The sequence below is a fragment of the Streptomyces sp. NRRL B-3229 genome, from assembly GCF_000719505.1.
Lineage (GTDB): Bacteria > Actinomycetota > Actinomycetes > Streptomycetales > Streptomycetaceae > Streptomyces > Streptomyces griseorubiginosus.
In genome coordinates this window covers 85,650-102,693 of sequence record NZ_JOGP01000005.1, presented here as the reverse complement: position 1 = coordinate 102,693, position 17,044 = coordinate 85,650, and the positions used below count along the sequence as shown (strand labels likewise).

The 17,044-nt window shown below is 72.4% G+C and carries 17 protein-coding genes; 9 read left to right on the top strand and 8 right to left on the bottom strand.

What is annotated here, in order from left to right:
* Positions 1-7: 7 nt before the first annotated feature.
* From IF54_RS0109065 to IF54_RS0109055, 3 genes are read right to left on the bottom strand one after another with little or no spacing between them, the layout of a single operon-like run.
* Positions 8-454, bottom strand: a complete 447-nt coding sequence (locus IF54_RS0109065; protein WP_030316357.1) for a hypothetical protein — start codon at positions 452-454, stop codon at positions 8-10.
* 58 nt (positions 455-512) lie between these two features.
* A complete protein-coding gene (locus IF54_RS0109060) occupies positions 513-1,238 on the bottom strand; it encodes an ABC transporter permease (protein ID WP_030316355.1) in 726 nt (241 codons plus the stop codon).
* Position 1,239: 1 nt separating this feature from the next.
* The gene (locus IF54_RS0109055) at positions 1,240-2,160 is read right to left on the bottom strand and encodes an ABC transporter ATP-binding protein (protein ID WP_030316353.1); all 921 of its coding nucleotides are present in this window, start codon (positions 2,158-2,160) and stop codon (positions 1,240-1,242) included.
* A 108-nt stretch (positions 2,161-2,268) separates the two neighbouring features.
* Between IF54_RS0109055 and IF54_RS0109050 the strand changes: the two genes are divergently transcribed.
* The 3 genes from IF54_RS0109050 to IF54_RS0109040 all read left to right on the top strand — a co-directional run bounded on the left by IF54_RS0109050 (position 2,269) and on the right by IF54_RS0109040 (position 5,451).
* Positions 2,269-3,438 carry a sensor histidine kinase gene (locus IF54_RS0109050; protein WP_030316351.1) on the top strand — a complete coding sequence of 390 codons (1,170 nt, stop codon included), beginning with the start codon at positions 2,269-2,271 and terminating at the stop codon, positions 3,436-3,438.
* A gap of 14 nt (positions 3,439-3,452) precedes the next feature.
* A complete protein-coding gene (locus tag IF54_RS0109045; RefSeq protein WP_030316349.1) occupies positions 3,453-4,115 on the top strand; it encodes a response regulator transcription factor in 663 nt (220 codons plus the stop codon).
* Positions 4,116-4,293: 178 nt separating this feature from the next.
* A complete protein-coding gene (locus IF54_RS0109040) occupies positions 4,294-5,451 on the top strand; it encodes an ROK family transcriptional regulator (protein WP_030316348.1) in 1,158 nt (385 codons plus the stop codon).
* Positions 5,452-5,548: 97 nt separating this feature from the next.
* Here the strand turns inward: IF54_RS0109040 and IF54_RS0109035 are convergent, their stop codons facing one another.
* Positions 5,549-6,310 carry a GntR family transcriptional regulator gene (locus IF54_RS0109035; RefSeq protein ID WP_030316347.1) on the bottom strand — a complete coding sequence of 254 codons (762 nt, stop codon included), beginning with the start codon at positions 6,308-6,310 and terminating at the stop codon, positions 5,549-5,551.
* Positions 6,311-6,550: 240 nt separating this feature from the next.
* Entirely contained in the window at positions 6,551-7,435 is an 885-nt protein-coding gene (locus IF54_RS0109030; protein WP_030316346.1) for an RNA polymerase sigma-70 factor, read from the bottom strand.
* Between the two features lie 155 nt (positions 7,436-7,590).
* Here IF54_RS0109030 and IF54_RS0109025 point away from each other — a divergent pair, with 155 nt between their 5' ends.
* The 3 genes from IF54_RS0109025 (at position 7,591) to IF54_RS0109015 (ending at position 11,766) form a co-directional block, all read left to right on the top strand.
* Positions 7,591-8,421, top strand: coding sequence for an alpha/beta fold hydrolase (locus IF54_RS0109025; RefSeq protein ID WP_030316341.1), 831 nt, complete (start codon positions 7,591-7,593; stop codon positions 8,419-8,421).
* Between the two features lie 165 nt (positions 8,422-8,586).
* Positions 8,587-10,173, top strand: a complete 1,587-nt coding sequence (locus IF54_RS0109020; RefSeq protein ID WP_030316338.1) for an alkaline phosphatase D family protein — start codon at positions 8,587-8,589, stop codon at positions 10,171-10,173.
* Positions 10,174-10,341: 168 nt separating this feature from the next.
* Positions 10,342-11,766 carry a GNAT family N-acetyltransferase gene (locus tag IF54_RS0109015; RefSeq protein ID WP_199821192.1) on the top strand — a complete coding sequence of 475 codons (1,425 nt, stop codon included), beginning with the start codon at positions 10,342-10,344 and terminating at the stop codon, positions 11,764-11,766.
* On the opposite strand, the gene IF54_RS0109010 is transcribed toward IF54_RS0109015, so the two are convergent.
* Positions 11,744-12,922 (bottom strand): trans-sulfuration enzyme family protein, encoded by a 1,179-nt coding sequence (locus IF54_RS0109010; protein ID WP_030316332.1) that lies wholly within the window; start codon positions 12,920-12,922, stop codon positions 11,744-11,746. The genes IF54_RS0109015 and IF54_RS0109010 overlap by 23 nt on opposite strands.
* A 60-nt stretch (positions 12,923-12,982) precedes the next feature.
* Here IF54_RS0109010 and IF54_RS0109005 point away from each other — a divergent pair, with 60 nt between their 5' ends.
* Positions 12,983-13,477 (top strand): Lrp/AsnC family transcriptional regulator, encoded by a 495-nt coding sequence (locus tag IF54_RS0109005; protein WP_028810110.1) that lies wholly within the window; start codon positions 12,983-12,985, stop codon positions 13,475-13,477.
* Positions 13,478-13,510: 33 nt separating this feature from the next.
* Positions 13,511-15,202, top strand: coding sequence for a DUF885 domain-containing protein (locus IF54_RS0109000; RefSeq protein WP_030316331.1), 1,692 nt, complete (start codon positions 13,511-13,513; stop codon positions 15,200-15,202).
* Positions 15,203-15,260: 58 nt separating this feature from the next.
* Here the strand turns inward: IF54_RS0109000 and IF54_RS0108995 are convergent, their stop codons facing one another.
* Both IF54_RS0108995 and IF54_RS0108990 read right to left on the bottom strand, forming a co-directional pair.
* Positions 15,261-15,776 (bottom strand): immunity 21 family protein, encoded by a 516-nt coding sequence (locus IF54_RS0108995; RefSeq protein WP_030316326.1) that lies wholly within the window; start codon positions 15,774-15,776, stop codon positions 15,261-15,263.
* Between the two features lie 134 nt (positions 15,777-15,910).
* Complete coding sequence (locus IF54_RS0108990) at positions 15,911-16,396, bottom strand: rhodanese-like domain-containing protein (RefSeq protein ID WP_030316324.1); 486 nt, start codon at positions 16,394-16,396, stop codon at positions 15,911-15,913.
* A gap of 94 nt (positions 16,397-16,490) precedes the next feature.
* Between IF54_RS0108990 and IF54_RS0108985 the strand changes: the two genes are divergently transcribed.
* Complete coding sequence (locus IF54_RS0108985) at positions 16,491-16,937, top strand: Lrp/AsnC family transcriptional regulator (RefSeq protein ID WP_030316323.1); 447 nt, start codon at positions 16,491-16,493, stop codon at positions 16,935-16,937.
* Positions 16,938-17,044: the final 107 nt, after the last annotated feature.

Genomic DNA, 17,044 nt, shown 5'->3' with positions numbered 1-17,044 from the left:
GCGCAGGTCACACCGGGTCGATGTCCGAGGCCACGGCGAGGACATGGACCTCGTCGGCCTTGTCGCGGTAGCCCACGCCGAGGGCGATCCAGCGGTCCGAGCCGGGAGGCTGCCAGAGGTCGAGGTCGTCCGTCACGATGCTCGTCGTCAACCAGGGCTCGGGTATCTCCTCGCCCCGGTCGAGCCGCACCTTGAGCGTGGCCATGCCCCAGGGCAGTTGCTGTCTGCCCCAGCGGTCGTCCAGCTCCTGGCCTATGCGGCTCTTGAGGGCGTAGAAGTCCTCCACGATCGCCATGCGCGGCCCCGCGTCGCCGTCCCGCGTCCCGTGGCTCACCTCTAACGACTCGATGCGGTAACCGGGCCCCGACAGGTACGCGCCCGACCCGCCGTCCGCCGCGGTCAGGTCGCGGGCGCACAGCGAGTCGATGGCGGCGAGGTACTTCGCGCTGTCCATGTGATCCAGTAAACCGGCCGCCACTGACATTTGGCGGTGCGTCAGGCGATCCGCGGGGTCAGGCGTCCCGGTGCCGTACGCTCCAGGCCCCCGCGGCCAGGGCGGTGGCCGCCCAGGCCGCCGTCACGGCGAGTCCCGTCCACGGCCCCAGAGGTCCGTCGTACGACTCGTACAGGACGATCTGGCCCGCCCTGTCCGGCATGAAGTCGGTGGCCCCGCCGGCCACGTCCCCGATCACGAACGAGACGATCAGGACGAACGGGATCAGGAGCAAGAGCGCCCCCACCCCACTGCGCAGCACCGCCGCGAGACCGGCCGCCAGCAGCGCCATGAGGGTGAGGTAGATCCCGCAGCCGACGACACCGCGCACCTGTTCACCGGTGCTGAGACCGTGCGCCGCCTCGCCGAGACCGGCTCGGGCCACGACGAGCGCGGCGACGGCGGTGACCAGGCCGACCACGAGCGTGGGTACGGCGATGGCCGTGGCCTTCGCCGCGAACCAGCGCCCGCGCCGGGGCACCGCGGCCAGTGTCGTCCGGAGCCCACCCCCGTGGAACTCCGAGGACACCGCCATGGCGCCGAAGCACATGGCCGCGATCTGGCCCGGCGCGACCCCGGACAGTGCCATGAACAGCGCGTCGAAGTCGGGGTCGGAGGTCTCGGAGGCACCGGCGAGCGCGGAGAACGCGGTGGTCGCGGCGAACAGGGCGAGCAGGGCGCCGAGGAGCGAGCGGAGGGTACGTATCTTCAGCCACTCGGAGTGGAGGACGGGGGTGAAGGGCATGTCAGGTCTCCTGGGGGTGTGCGGTGAACTCGGTCTCGGCCGCCGTGAGATCCAGGTAGGCGTCTTCCAAGGTGCCCTCCTGGGAGGCCAGTTCGAGGATGGGGACACCCGCCGCCGAGACGAGGGCACCGATCTCGTCCACGCGTGCGTGCTGCACGCTCCAGTGCCCGTCCTCGTGTTCCACGGCGTCATGGCCGTGCCCGACCAGGGCCGCCTTGAGGGCGACGGGGTCGGGCGTGCGGATCAGCACGCTCGGCTGCACGCGTGCGTGGATGAACTCCCGCATGGGTGTGTCGGCGAGCAGACGTCCCCGGCCCAGGACGACGAGATGGTCGGCGAAGGACGCGGTCTCGTTCATGAGGTGGCTGGAGACCAGGACCGTGCGTCCCTCGCCGGCCAGGCGGCGCAGCAACCCACGGATCCAGATGATGCCTTCGGGGTCGAGTCCGTTCGAGGGCTCGTCGAGCAGGACCACCGGGGGGTCGCCGAGCAGGGCGGCCGCGATGCCGAGCCGCTGCCGCATGCCCAGGGAGTACGTCCGCACCCGGCGCCGGGCCACCGATGCCAGCCCCGTCGCCTCCAGCACCTCGTCGACCCGGCGGCCGGGGATGCGGTTGCTCGCGGCCAGCGTGCGCAGGTGGTCGCGGCCGGTGCGGGAGCCGTGCGCGGCCTGCGCGTCGAGCAGGGCGCCCACATGGCGCAGGGGTTCGGCGAGAGCGGTGTAGGGACGTCCGCCGATCGTCGCCGTGCCGGAGGTGGGCCGGTCGAGGCCGAGGACGAGCCGCATGGTGGTGGACTTTCCGGCGCCGTTGGGGCCGAGGAAGCCGGTCACACGGCCCGGCAGCACCCGGAAGGTGAGGTCGTCCACGGCGCGTCGGGTGCCGAACTCCTTGGTGAGGGACTGGACTTCGATGCAGGTCATGGCAGCAGCCTCGCCGGTGCCGCAGTGCCGGGGCCTCCCCCGCGCGTGGAGATCGTCTCCCCCGTGCGGGGGAGGGCCGTTGTCGGTGGCGGCTGGCACGATGACCGCATGGTCCGTTTGCTGCGCCCGTTCGGCCGGGCGGTGACGTACACACGGTGGCTGCATCTGTTCATCGCCACCGTGTGGCCGGCCATGTGGATGTTCGTCGAGGAGGCGTGGTGGACCTGGCCGGTGGCGGCGGCGACGCTCGCCCCGGCCGCCCTGGTTCCGGCGATGCGCACGGTGGAGGGATTGCAGGCCAGGCTGCTGCTGACGGGGCATCGGCACGACAACGAGAGCAGTGCCGTCGTGGTCGCGCCGTCCGGGTCCTGGCGCGACCGGGGCCGGCTCGCGCTGTGGCTGGAGGCGCGGCTGCTGCTCGGCTTCTCGACGGCGTGGCTCTCCGTCCAGTTGCTGATCAGCACGGTGGACCTGGTGGCGTCGGCGTTCGGGCGGGACGTGGACGAAGGCGTGCTCGTCCTGCTCGACGGCCACCGGTGGTGGCACATCCTGCTCGCACCGCTCTCCCTGGCCGCGCTGGCGGCGACCGTGTTCGGCGCGGGCCGTCTCGTCACCGCGCTCGCGCTGCGGCTGCTGGGCCCCTCCCCCGCCGACCGCTTCGCCGCTCTGGAGGAGCGCACCGAGCAACTCCTGGAGCGCACCCGCATCGCCCGCGAGCTGCACGATTCCATCGGGCACGCGCTGACCGTCGCCGTGGTCCAGGCGGGAGCGGCCCGCGCGGCGGGCGACCCCGACTTCACCGACCGCGCCCTGGACGCCATCGAGGAGACCGGGCGGGCCGCGCTGGAGGACCTGGAGCGGGTGCTGGGCGTCCTGCGCGAGTCCGGGGGGCCGGTGAGCGGCCGTCCGACACTGGCCGAGTCGGACCGGCTCCTGGAGTCCGCCCGCGCGTCGGGGGCGAAGGTGGACGCCGAGTTCAGCGGGCCGCTGGACACCGTGCCTGGCCCGGTCTCGCGCGAGGGCTACCGCATCCTCCAGGAGTCGCTGACCAACGTGCTGCGGCACGCGGGTGCCGTCCCGGTCCGGGTCCGGGTCGAGGTCTCGCGGGAGACCCTCGCCCTCGAGGTCCGCAATCCCGCACCGGCGGGCGTTCCCGGCCCGGGCCGGGGCAGCGGTCTGCGGGGCATACGCGAGCGCGCGGCCCTGCTCGGTGGCCGCGCGCACACCGGCCCCGACCAGGGCGACTGGCAGGTGCACGCCGAGCTGCCGCTGCGCTGATCTAGGCTGACCCGATGCCGGTCACCGTTCTCCTCGTCGACGACGAACCCCTCGTACGCGCCGGTCTGCGGGCCGTGCTGGAGGCCCAGCCCGACATCGAGGTGGTCGGTGAGGCGGCGGACGGGGCGGCGGTGATCCCCCTCGTACGGCAGCTGCGGCCCGACGTGGTCGCCATGGACGTACGGATGCCGCTGCTGGACGGGATCGAGGCCACGCGCGCGGTGCTGCGGACGGTGGATCGGCCGCCGAAGATCCTCGTGGTGACGACGTTCGAGAACGACGAGTACGTGTACGAGGCGCTGCGGGCCGGTGCCGACGGGTTCCTGCTGAAGCGGGCCCGGCCGGCCGAGATCGTGCACGCGGTGCGACTGGTCGCCGAGGGCGAGTCCCTGCTGTTCCCGGCGTCCGTACGGCAGCTCGCCGCCCGGTACGGCGAGGGCGGCGGCAACCTGGCGGCCCGCGCGGCGATGGAGCGGGCCCGGCTGACCGACCGGGAGGCGGAGGTGCTGCGGCTGATGGCGCGCGGACTGTCGAACGCGGAGATCGCCGAGCGGCTGGTCGTCGGCACGGAGACCGTGAAGTCGCATGTGAGCGGGGTGCTGGCGAAGCTGGGGGCGCGGGACCGCACGCAGGCCGTGATCGCGGCGTACGAGTCGGGGTTCGTCGCGCCGGGGTGACCAAGGATCGAGAGGGCGTTCCGCGGGGGTGGCCGCAGATCGAGAGGGCGTTCCACCGGGGTGTGCGACCCGGCCACCACGGCGTGGCGGACGAAAAAGGGGCCGAGCGCCCGGCGCAACCTGCCCCAGCGACCTGTACGATCCGCCCCAACACGCGCACGAGCTGGGAGGACGGACGTTGGGGCGGCTGACCGGCGGGGATCCCTCGCTGCTGCGGAGGATCAACTCCGCGGTGGTGCTGCACGCGCTGCGTGCCACGGACTGTGCCACGCTCACGGAGATCACCCGGGTGACGGGCCTGTCCCGGCCGACGGTCGAGGGGGTCGTCGAAGGGCTCATCGAGGGGGGTCTGGTGGTCGAGAAGGCCGCCGACGAGAGCGTCGCCCGGCGCCAGGGGCGGCCCGCGCGACGGTTCCGGTTCCGGGCCGAGGCGGGCCATCTGCTGGGTCTGGACATCGGACCGCACCGGGTGGCCGCGCTCCTGTCCGACCTGGACGGCCGGGTGCTGGGCGCCGTGGCCAAGGACGTCGACGAGACGGCGTCCGCCGACGAACGCCTGGAGCGGCTGCGCACCGCGGTCGCCGAACTGCTGCGCAGGGCCGGGGTGGCGCGGGACTCGCTGTGGGCCGTGGGAGTCGCCTCCCCGGGCATCGTGGAGGCGGACGGCACGATACGGCTGTGCGCCGCGCTGCCGGAGTGGACGGGCCTGCGCCTCGGCGAACGGCTCAGCCGCTCCTTCAAGTGCCCGGTGCTGGTGGAGAACGACGCCAACGCGGCCGCCGTCGCCGAGCACTGGAAGGGCGCCGCCACCGAGTCCGACGACGTGGTGTTCGTGCTGGCCGGGCTGAGCCCGGGTGCGGGCTCGCTGATCGGCGGCCGGCTGCACCGGGGGTACGGCGGGGCGGCCGGCGAGATCGGCGCGCTGCACCTGCTGGGCCGTGAGGTCACCCCGGAGACCCTGCTGTCCACCACGGACGAACCCCTGCACCCGCTCGACGAGCAGGCGGTCGCCGAGGTCTTCGCGCAGGCCCGGAAGGGCGACCAGCGGGCCCGGGCGGCCGTGGACCGCTTCATCCAGCGGCTCGTGCACGACGTGGCCGCGCTCGTCCTGGCGGTCGATCCGGAACTGGTCGTGGTCGGCGGCTGGGCGACCGGGCTCGACGACGTACTGGAGCCGCTGCGGGGCGAGTTGGCCCGCTACTGTCTGCGCCCGCCGAAGGTGACCCTGTCGCTCCTCGGCGAGGCCGCCGTCGCGACCGGGGCGCTGCGCCTCGCCCTCGACCATGTGGAGGCGCAACTGTTCGCGGTGGAGGGCACGGTGACGGCCCGGCGGTGAGCGGTCCGACACCGGCTACGGATGACCTGCGGCGGTGCCCCGGACCCGGGTCCGATCCAAGTCCGGTGCACCGCTGTGCCGTTCAGGAACCTGGCGTTCAGGACGCCTGGCGTTCCGGTCCCTCGTGGATCTCGACCGTGCCGGAGTCGCCGAAGGTCAGCCGGCAGGTGTCGGCACGGTAGGTGGCCACCGAGAGGGCGGCGGTGCGGCCTCCCGCCAGATAGCGGGTGGTGACGACGAGGACCGGGGCCCCGGGCAGGCGGTCGAGTTCCTTGGCGTCGTCGGCGCGGGCCGAGCCGAGTTCGACGGCGTTCTCCCGGCTGTCCAGCTCCAGGCGCTGGAGTTCGCGCAGCACGGCACGCGCGCGGGCCGCGCCCGAGGGCGTGTCGATGGCGGAGAGCTCCGGCACCGAGGCCTCGGGGACGTAGAGCAGTTCGGCGGCGACGGGCTGACCGTGGGTCACCCGGGAGCGGCGGACGATGTGCACCTGCTGCTCGCGGCTAGTCTCCAGGGCGTCGGCGACGGCGGCGGGCGGCACCGCCACGGCGCAGTCGACGGTCTGCCAGTCGTCACCGGCCGACCCGGGCCACGCCTGCTGCTCGGTGCCGACGGCCACGCCCACGCGGGGCGGCGCGACGGTCGTGCCGACACCCCGGCGGCGCTGGAGCCTGCCCTCCAGCTCCAGTTGCTCCAGGGCCTGACGGAGCGTGGCGCGGGCGACGCCGAAGCGGGCGGCGAGGTCGCGCTCGTTGGGCAGGATCTCGCCCACGGAGAATTCGGAGTCCAGTGCCTCACTGAGCACGGTCTTGAGGTGCCAGTACTTCGGTTCCGGCACCGTTTCGAGCTGCGTGGTCCCCACCCTTGCCTCCGCAATCGCCGTTGGTCCGGCGGCGTTTTAGCGCCCTTGTTTATTAAAGGTTGTTGCACTTCTCTGCGACCATAGGGCGGCCCCCACCCTTGGTCAAGACCAATCCTCGATCCTCGGAGCAACTCCCGGGCACGTTGCCGTGAACGTTCACGCCGCGTTCGTGCTCGCCCGGGTGTGCAACACGACGGCAAGGCCCCCGTCATGAACGGGGGCCTCGTCGTATGCGGAATGTCAGAGGTTCAGCAGGGAGCGCAGCTTGTCGGGGTTGCGAATGATGTAAACGGACTGGATGCGACCGTCGACGATGTCGAGCTGGAACACCGAGTCGGGCTTGCCGCCGGACAGCGCGAGCGCGGCCGGTCCGCCGTTGAGCTCCAGGAAGCGCCAGGTGAGGTCCTGGGCGCCCTTCTCGGCGACGCCGACGATGAAGCGGCCCACGTGGTCCGCGGACTCCAGCACCCGCAGCGGCGCCTTGGTCTTGCCTCCGCTGTCCCCGACGAGCCGCACGTCCGGCGCCAGCAGCGACATCAGGGCCTCCAGGTCGCCGCCGCCCGCGGCGACGAGGAAACGCTCCGTCAGATCCCGGCGCCGGGCCGGGTCGACCTCGTAGCGCGGCCGTCGCTCGTCGACGTGCTTGCGGGCCCGCCCGGCGAGCTGACGCACGGCCGGCTCACCGCGGTCGAGCATGGCGGCGATCTCGGCGTAGGGATAGCCGAAGGCCTCGCGCAGCACGAACACCGCCCGCTCCAGCGGTGACAGCGACTCCAGCACGACCATGACGGCGAGGGAGACCGAGTCCGCGAGGACGGCCTGCTCGGCGGTGTCGGGCACGGTGTCCCCGAAGTCGGTGACATACGGCTCGGGCAGCCACGGACCGACGTACGTCTCCCCCCGCGCCTTGACCTGCCGCAGCCGGTCGATCGCGAGGCGTGTGGTGACGCGGACCAGATAGGCGCGCGGCTCGCGCACCTCGCTGCGGTCCGCGGCCGACCAGCGCAGCCAGGCGTCCTGCACCACGTCCTCGGCGTCGCTGACGCGTCCGAGCATGCGGTAGGCGACGCCCTGGAGCACGGGACGGTGTTCTTCGAATACGTCGGTCTCGGTGTCGGTGGCCACCGGTTCATCCCAACCCACCCGCCGGTTCGTGTCCAGGCGATATCGAAGCGGCGCTCCGGCGGGTCTACCCGCGAGTAGCAATTGCTGACAAGCTGTCTACGGCCAGCACGCCCAGCGCCTCGGTAGAGCCCCTGAGTCACCGTCAAGGAGCCTTCATGTCCACCACCGTCTCCTTCAAGGTCCCCTCCCCCGCGGGGCCGCAGCCCGTGACCGTCTCGTACGCGCGCGTGGGCCGCGGTGAGCCGCTGCTCCTGCTGCACGGCATCGGTCACCACCGGCAGGCCTGGGACCCGGTGGTGGACATCCTGGCCACGGAGCGGGACGTGATCGCCGTGGACCTGCCCGGCTTCGGCGCCTCGCCGGGACTCCCCGAGGGGCTCGCCTACGACCTGGCCACGACGACCTCCGTGTTCGGGGCGTTCTGCGAGGCGCTGGAACTGGACCGGCCGCATGTGGCGGGCAACTCCCTGGGCGGTCTGCTGGCCCTGGAACTGGGCCGCGAGAAGCTCGTACGGTCCGTCACCGCGCTGTCCCCCGCGGGGTTCTGGTCGCAGGCCGAGCGGCGGTACGCGTTCGGCGTGCTGCTCACGATGCGGCACATCGCCCGCCGGATGCCGCTGCCGCTGGTCGAACGGCTGTCGCGCAGCGCGGCCGGTCGCACGATGCTGACGAGCACGATCTACGCACGCCCGGGTCTGCGCGCTCCCGAGGCCGTGGTCGCCGAGACACTCGCCCTCGTGCGGGCCACGGGCTTCGACGAGACGCTCAGGTCCGGTACCGCGGTCCAGTTCACCGAGGACGTGCCCGGGCTGCCGGTGACCGTGGCCTGGGGCACCAGGGACATGCTGCTCGTGCGCCGCCAGGGCGTGCGGGCCAAGCGGATCATCCCCAAGGCCCGGCTCGTCCGGCTGCCCGGCTGCGGCCACTGCCCGATGAACGACGACCCGGCCCTGGTCGCGCGCGTGATCCTGGACGGCAGCCGCTGAGGGCTCTCCGCAACGCCGGGCCGGCCATGGGCAAAGACGGCATTTCACACACGGGGTCATCTGTTCCCAGGGCCAGTTGTTCACTTGCGGTTTCCGTGTGCGCTGCGGCGCCCCAGTAGTTGTGGCAGCGCACACTGGCCGGATCCCGTCCCTGGAGGCGTCTCCATGTCACACCGTCCGCTCCCCGGACGCCGCAGCGTTCTGCGCGGCTCCCTCGCCGCGTCGGCGGCCCTCACCCTGCCCTCGGCGGCCGGCGCCGCCCCGGCCTTCGCGCTCTCCGGGCGCCCCGGAGCGGGCTGGGGCGTGCAGACGGGAGACGTGACCTCCGACTCCGGTCTGGTGTGGGTGCGTTCCGACCGCCCGGCCCGGATGATCGTGGAGACGTCCGCGACCGAGTCGTTCCGCAATCCGCGCCGCTGGCACGGCCCGCTCCTCGGCGCGGACACCGACTTCACCGGTACCACCCGGCTGCATGGGCTGCCGTCGGGCGAGCAGATCCACTACCGGGTGCTGCTGGCCGACCCGGACGACCCCCGCCGCACCGGAGAGCCGGTCGCGGGCACCTTCCGTACGGTGTCCGGCAAGCGCAAGGACGGGGTGCGGTTCCTGTGGTCCGGTGACCTCGCGGGACAGGGCTGGGGCATCAACCCCGACTTCGGCGGCTACACCATCTACCGGGCGATGGCGAAGCTCGACCCCGACTTCTTCCTGTGCAGCGGCGACAACATCTACGCCGACGGCCCGATCCCGTCGACCGCCACCCTGCCCGACGGCAGCACCTGGCGGAACATCACCACCGAGGAGAAGTCCAAGGTCGCCGAGACCCTGGCCGAGTTCCGCGGGAACTTCCGCTACAACCTGCTCGACCACAACCTCCGGGCGTTCAACGCCCAGGTCCCGTCCATCATCCAGTGGGACGACCACGAGGTCCGCAACAACTGGTACCCGGGCCAGACGATCCTGGACTCCGACACCCGCTACACCGAGAAGCGGGTCGACGTACTGGCGGGCCGGGCCCGGCGCGCGTTCAGCGAGTACTTCCCGATCTCCACGCTCCGCCCGGGCGCCCGGGACGGCCGGGTCCACCGGGTGCTGCACCAGGGCCCGTTGCTCGACGTGTTCGTGCTGGACATGCGGACGTACCGCAACGCCAACTCGCCCGACGACCAGACCGTGGACCCGCAGGGCATCCTCGGCCGGGAGCAGCTGGAGTGGCTCAAGCGTGAGCTGTCGTGCTCGCGGGCGGTGTGGAAGGTGATCGCCTCCGACATGCCGCTCGGCCTGGTCGTGCCCGACGCCACGGAGGGCAAGCCCAACATCGAGGCGGTGGCGCAGGGCGACCCGGGTGCGCCGCTCGGGCGCGAGCTCCAGATCGCGGAGTTGCTGCGGTACATCAAGCACCGCCGGATCACGGGCACGGTATGGCTGACCGCGGACGTGCACCACACCTCGGCCCAGCACTACCAGCCCTCGCGGGCCGCGTTCACGGACTTCGAGCCGTTCTGGGAGTTCGTCTCGGGTCCGCTGAACGCGGGCGCCTTCCCGGCCAGCGCGCTCGACGGCACCTTCGGCCCGGAGCGGGTGTTCGTGAAGGCGCCGACCGCCTCCAACGTCTCCCCCGCCGGCGGCTACCAGTTCTTCGGAGAGGTCGACATCGACGGCCACAGCGGCGAACTGACGGTACGGCTGCGCGAGGCGGACGGCACGGTGCTGTTCACCCAGGTGCTCCAGCCGGGCCGGGTGGGCCAGTAACTCCCGTACCCTCGACGGCGGGTCGCGCACCGGCGTCATCCCCCGGTGCGCGGCCCACGAACGGTTGAAAAAGGTACAAAGCGTACGGACCCACACTTTACCGCCCAGTCACAATGCGTTCGTGATCACGCAACACCACTCCTTCACAGTGGCTGCATGACTCGAGACATGTCTGATGTGACCCGTGCGCAACGCGGTCGCCCCGTGCACCACTGGCGGCGTGACCTGATCGAACTCGCGGCCCTGTTCACGGCCGTCGCGGTGGCGGACACCGTGGCGAACCTGATCGGGCACGGCCCCGACGGTACGGCGTTGCTGGTGATCTCGGCGGTCGCCCTGGCGGCCACGGCGGGCTTCCACACCTGGTGGGCACGCCGCCACGGCCACGCTCCGCCGACGAGCGATACCGGCGCCCGGCCACTGGAGGGGGAGCCCGCGGGGCTGTCCGACCAGTCGGCGCAGGGCGCGGACCCCGTGGCCGGGGAGAGCACGCTGTGGCGGATGCGGACCACGGTGAAGGACGAGCCGGGCTCGCTGGCCGCCCTCTGCGCGGCCCTCGCCGGGCACCGGGTGGACATCCTGAGCCTCCAGACCCATCCGCTGGCGCAGGGCACCGTCGACGAGTTCCTGCTGCGCGCCCCCGGGGCACTGGAGGGCTCCGAGCTCACCCGGGCCGTCTCGGGAGCCGGCGGTGCGGACACCTGGATCGAGCGGGCCGACGCCCACGATCTGGTGGACGCGCCGACCCGGGTGCTGGGCCTGGCCACCCGTACCGCGCTGGACGCTGCGGAACTGCCTCTGGCGCTGCGGCAGTTGCTCGGCCGGTGCACGATCCGCTCCCTGCCGGCCATGCCGGTGGGCGGTGGCCGCGGGCCGGAGGGCGTGCCGGTCGAGGGCGTTCTCGAGGAGACGGTGATGCGGTTGCGGGCCCCCGAAGGCGGAGTGATCACTGTGGAGCGGCCGTATCTGCCGTTCACACCGACCGAGTTCGCCCGGGCCCGCGCCCTGGTCGAGCTGGATGCCCGGCTCGGGCCGCGGATCCCGCACGGCCAGGACGTGCTGACGCTGCCCGAGGGCCATGACATCACCGTACGGCGGGCCGACACCGGTGATCTGGAGGCCGCGCGGGAGATGCACGAGCGGTGCTCCCCGCGGACGTTGAGCACGCGGTACCACGGGCCCGTCGGTGACGCCGACCGGTATCTCAACCACCTGCTCAGTCCCCGCTACGGCCGTACCCTCGCCGTACAGACCGCGTCGGGGCGGATCGTGGGGCTCGGACATCTGCTGTGGGACGGGGACGAGACGGAGGTCGCGCTGCTCGTCGAGGACGCGTGGCAGCGTCGGGGCATCGGGGGCGAGTTGCTGGAGCGGCTGGTCGCCATGGCGGCGGAAGCCGGGTGCGAGAGCGTCTACGCGGTGACGCAGTCGTCCAACACCGGGATGGTCGCGGCCATGCGCGGGCTGGGGCTCCCCCTCGACTACCAGATCGAGGAGGGCACCCTGGTGATCACGGCCCGCCTGGACGCCCCGGTGGACGCCGAGCCCGCCCACGCGGCGGAACCGCAGGTCAATACAGCTCCGCGCCCCTGACGGAGCAGTCCAGCGCCGCGTCCAGATCTCTCCAGAGATCCTCGGCGTCCTCCAGGCCCACCGAAAGACGCAGCAGGCGGTCGCTGACCCCGGCGTTCCTCCGGTCGTCCGCGTCCACGATGCGGTGGCTGATCGACGCCGGGTGCTGGATGAGGGTGTCGACGCTCCCGAGGCTCACCGCCGGGGTGATCAGCCGGACGCCCGCGATCACCTCGTGCGGGTCTCCGGCCACCTCGAAGCCGATCATGGCCCCGCCGACGCGCGGGTAGTGGACCCGGGTGACGCGGGGGTCGGCCGCGAGGCGCCGGACCAGTGCGGCCGCGTTCGCGGAGGCCGCCCGCACCCGGACGGGGAGGGTGGCGAGGCCGCGCAGCAGCAGGTAGCCGGCCAGCGGGTGCAGCACACCGCCCGTGGCGAAGCGGATCTGCCGGAGCCGGCCCGCGAACTCCTCGTCGCAGGCCACCACGCCCGCCATCACGTCCCCGTGTCCTCCGAGGTACTTGGTGGCGCTGTGCAGGACCAGACGGGCGCCGAGTTCCGCGGGGCGCTGGAGCACCGGGGTGGCGAATGTGTTGTCGGCGAGGAGGGGCACGGAACCGCAGGAGTGCGCCAGGGCCCGCAGGTCGATCTCCGCCAGGGTCGGGTTGGCCGGGGACTCCACCAGGACCAGTCCGGTGTCCGGGCGCAGCGCGTCGGCGACCCCCGCCGGGTCGGTCCAGGTGACCTCCGTGCCGAGGAGCCCGGTGTCGAGGAGATGGTCGCTGCAACCGTAGAGGGGACGTACGGCGACGACGTGGCGCAGGCCCAGGGAAGCCCGTACGAGAAGGACCGCCGTGAGCGCGGCCATGCCGCTGGCGAAGGCGACGGCGGCCTCGGTGCCCTCCAGGCGGGCCAGGGCGGTCTCGAAGCGGGCGACGGTCGGGTTGCCGAGGCGGCCGTACACGGGCGGCCCGTCCGGTTCGGCGCCGGTGGCGGCGAAGGCGTCGATGCGGGCGGCCTCGTCGCGGCTGTCGTAGGACGGGTAGGTCGTCGACAGGTCGATGGGCGGGGCGTGCAGTCCCTGCCGGGCGAGGTCGTCGCGGCCGGCGTGGACGGCCTCGGTGGCCAGTGCTCTGAGCGGGGTACGGGACGCGGTGGGTGTGCGCGCTGAGTCCATGCCCGCCAGGGTGAACACCTACCGGAGTATTGCGGCAGAACTCCGTGCTACGTTCGCCCGATGGCCGAATCCGTCGTACTGGATCCGGTGGACCTGCATCTGTTGCGGTTGCTTCAGAACGACGCACGGACCACCTACCGCGATCTCGCCGCGCAGGTCGGCGTCGCCCCGTCGACCTGTCTGGACCGGGTGGCCCGGCTGCGCCGCTGCGGGGTGATCCTGGGCCACCAGCTGCGGCTGGATCCGGCGAAGCTCGGCCGGGGGCTCGAGGCGCTGCTGTCGGTGCAGGTCAGGCCGCATCGGCGGGAACTCGTGGGGCCGTTCGTGGAGCGGATCCGGGCGCTGCCGGAATCGCGGACCGTGTTCCATCTGACCGGCCCCGACGACTACCTCGTCCATGTGGCCGTCGCGGACATGACGGATCTCCAGCGGCTGGTCCTCGACGAGTTCACGGCCCATCGTGAAGTGGCCCGGGTGGAGACGCGGTTGATCTTCCAGCAGTGGGACTGCGGGCCGCTGCTGCCGCCTGCCACGCCGACAGCGGAATCGGGGTGACTCCCGCGCGGTCCACGTATGAGGATGGACCGCATGTCTGAGACCCAGATCCCGCTGCCCCGTCAGGTCGCCGACGCCTACGTCGACGAGCTCATCGCCCTCGATCCGGTCACCGGTACCTATCTCGGAGTGAAGGAGAGTTCGAGCAAGCTGCCCGACACCTCGCCGGCCGGCCAGGAGGCGCTCGCCCAGCTGCTGCGGGCCACCCTCGCCAAGCTCGACGAGGCCGAGCGGCAGCCCGGCGCGGAGAGTGACATCGAACGCCGATGCGGCAGACTGCTGAGGGAACGGCTCACGGCCGAACTCGCGGTGCACGAGGCCGACGAGGGCCTGCGCGCGGTGGGCAACATGGCCACGCCGCCGCACTCGGTCCGTGAGGTCTTCACCCTCACCCCGACCCAGACCGACGAGGACTGGGCCGCGATCGCCGAGCGGCTGCGGGCCGTGCCGGCGGCGTTCGCCGGCTACCGCGAGTCCCTCGCGCTCGGTCTGGAGCGCAAGCTGTACGCGGCGCCGCGTCCGACCGCCACCTTCGTCGGGCAGCTCACCGAGTGGGCGGACACCGACGGCAACGGCCGGGGCTGGTTCGAGGACTTCGCCGCGGCCGGCCCCGAGTCGCTGCGTGCGGAGCTGGACGAGGCCGCCCGCATCGCGACCGGCGCGGTGGTCGAGCTGCGCGACTGGATGCGGGACGTGTACGCACCGACGATCGAGGGCGCCCCGAACACCGTGGGCCGGGAGCGGTACGCCCGCTGGGCGCGCTACTTCAACGGCACCGACCTCGACCTCGACGAGGCGTACGCGTACGGCTGGTCCGAGTACCACCGGCTGCTCGGCGAGATGAAGCAGGAGGCCGAGAAGATCCTGCCCGGGGCCGAGACGCCGTGGGTGGCGCTCGCCCACCTCGACGAGCACGGCAAGCACATCGACGGCGTCGACGAGGTCCGCGACTGGCTCCAGGGCCTGATGGACCAGGCGATCGACTCGCTGGACGGCACCCACTTCGAACTCGCCGAGCGGGTGCGGAAGGTGGAGTCGTGCATCGCCCCGCCCGGTGGCGCGGCGGCTCCGTACTACACGGCCCCGTCGCCGGACTTCTCCCGCCCCGGCCGCACCTGGCTGCCGACAATGGGGCAGACCCGGTTCCCGGTCTACGACCTGGTCTCGACCTGGTACCACGAGGGCGTGCCGGGCCACCACCTCCAACTCGCGCAGTGGACGCACGTCGCCGAGAACCTCTCCCGCTACCAGGCCTCCGTCGGCGGGGTGAGCGCCAACGCCGAGGGGTGGGCGCTGTACGCGGAGCGGCTGATGGACGAGCTCGGCTTCCTGACCGACCCCGAGCAGCGGCTGGGCTATCTCGACGCGCAGATGATGCGGGCCGCCCGGGTCATCGTCGACATCGGCATGCACCTGGAGCTGGAGATCCCGGCGGACTCCCCCTTCCACCCCGGCGAGCGCTGGACCCCCGAGCTGGCGCAGGAGTTCTTCGGCGCGCACAGCAGCCGTCCGGCGGACTTCGTGGAGAGCGAGCTGACCCGCTACCTCACGATCCCCGGCCAGGCGATCGGCTACAAGCTCGGCGAACGGGCCTGGCTGCTCGGCCGGGAGAAGGCACGGGAGCGGCACGGCGACGCGTTCGACCTCAAGGCCTGGCACATGGCGGCGCTGTCGCAGGGCTCCCTCGGCCTGGACGACCTGGTGGACGAGCTGGCCCGGCTCTGACGCACCTGGCGAGGCGCATCCCGGGCAGTGGGGGGTGCGCCTCGCGCGGGAAGGGTCATCAGTCGGGCAGTCGCCTCAACTGGACGAGCCCGAGCCAGGTCTCGGGACCGGGGCGCACGTTGGCCGCGCGGACCGTGTACCTGCCGGGGGCGAGCGAGATCTTGAGGTGGTCGGTGGTGACCGAGTCATTGCCGGGCCAGGCCGCGTCGAAGAGAACGACCGGGCCGGACACCGTCCAGCTCACCTCCTGCTCCCAGACGGCCGCGGCCAGGGCGGCGGGGACCTCGGCGAGGAGTTCGTCCTCGGAGTCGGCGGCGCACCACCGTACGAACGTGTCGTGGTCGGGGAGGTAGGAGGTCGAGGCGGGTTCGTCGCCGAGGACCAGGGCGGCGGCGTCCCCCACCGGCAACAGGCCCACGCAGCCGTCGACTTCACAGGCCCGGTCGTAGTCGGAGGCCGTCTCGTCACCATCGGCGCCCGCCCAGAACGGCAGCACCGTCTCCGGCACCGCTATGAGCGGACCGCCGCCCGACTCCACCCACTCCACCGCGCCCGGCTCCGCGTATCGCACCATGGGCCAGAACCTACACGCAGCGCAATCCCAGGGTTGCACCTGCACAGGAACCCCACTGAATTCCGCGAGGCTCAGCAGCCGCAGCGCAGGGTTCAGCAGCCGCTGCGCAGGGTTCAGCAGCCGCAGCGCACGGTTCAGCAGCCGCAGTCACCGGCGTCGGAGGGCGCGGTCAACGGGTCGGCGGGGCGCCGTTCGCGGCCCTCCCAGGTCTCGAACTCGAAGCCCTCGCGCACCCAGTACTCGAAGCCGCCGAGCATCTCCTTGACCTGGTAGCCGAGTTCGGCGAGGGCGAGCGCCGCGCGGGTGGCGCCGTTGCAGCCCGGGCCCCAGCAGTACGTCACCACCGGCACCGCCTTGTCGAGGAGTTGGCCGGCCTGCTCGGGGATGAGGGCGGTGGGCAGGTGGACCGCGCCGGGGACATGGCCCTGGTCCCAGGCGGCGGTGGAGCGGGAGTCGAGGACGACGAAGCCCGGGTCCCCGCCGGCCTCGAGCGCGGCGGCGACGTCGGAGACGTCCGCTTGGAAGGCGAGGCTCGCGCGGAAGTGGGCGGCGGCCTCGGCCGGCGGGGCGGGGGCGACGCGCAGGACGGGGTTCGCGGTGAGGGTCTCGGTGGTCGTCATGGCAGGAAATCTACGGTCCATGATCGCGGCCGGGAAGTGGGATTCCCCGGCGTGAACCTTGCCCCGCCGGGGAATCCCCTGCTATCTGTCGGGCATGAGCACGTATTCCCCGGACGCCACCGACTGGCGGATCCTCGATGTCCTCCAGCGGGAGGGCCGGGCCAGTTTCGCCGAGCTCGCCCGGGCCGTGTCGATGTCCGCGAGCGCGGTCACCGAGCGGGTGCGGCGGCTGGAGGAGGCGGGCGTCATCCAGGGGTACGCCGCCGTCGTGGACCCCGAACGGCTCGGCCTGCCGATCCTGGCGTTCGTCCGGCTGCGCTACCCGACCGGCAACTACAAGCCCTTCCACGACCTGGTCGCCGTGACGCCCGAGATCCTGGAGGCCCATCACGTCACCGGCGACGACTGTTTCGTCATCAAGGTCGCCGCCCGCTCGATGCGCCATCTGGAGGAGGTGTCCGGCCGGCTCGGCACGCTGGGCTCGGTGACCACGAGCGTGGTGTACTCCTCGCCGCTTCCGCGACGGCCCTTGGGCCACTGAGCCTTTGAGTCCCCTCGGCCTCTGACCTGCTGAGCCGCTGAGCCGCTGAGCAGCGGAGTCGTTGAGCAGCGGAGCCGCTGACCTGCTGAGCCGCGGAGCCGCTGAGC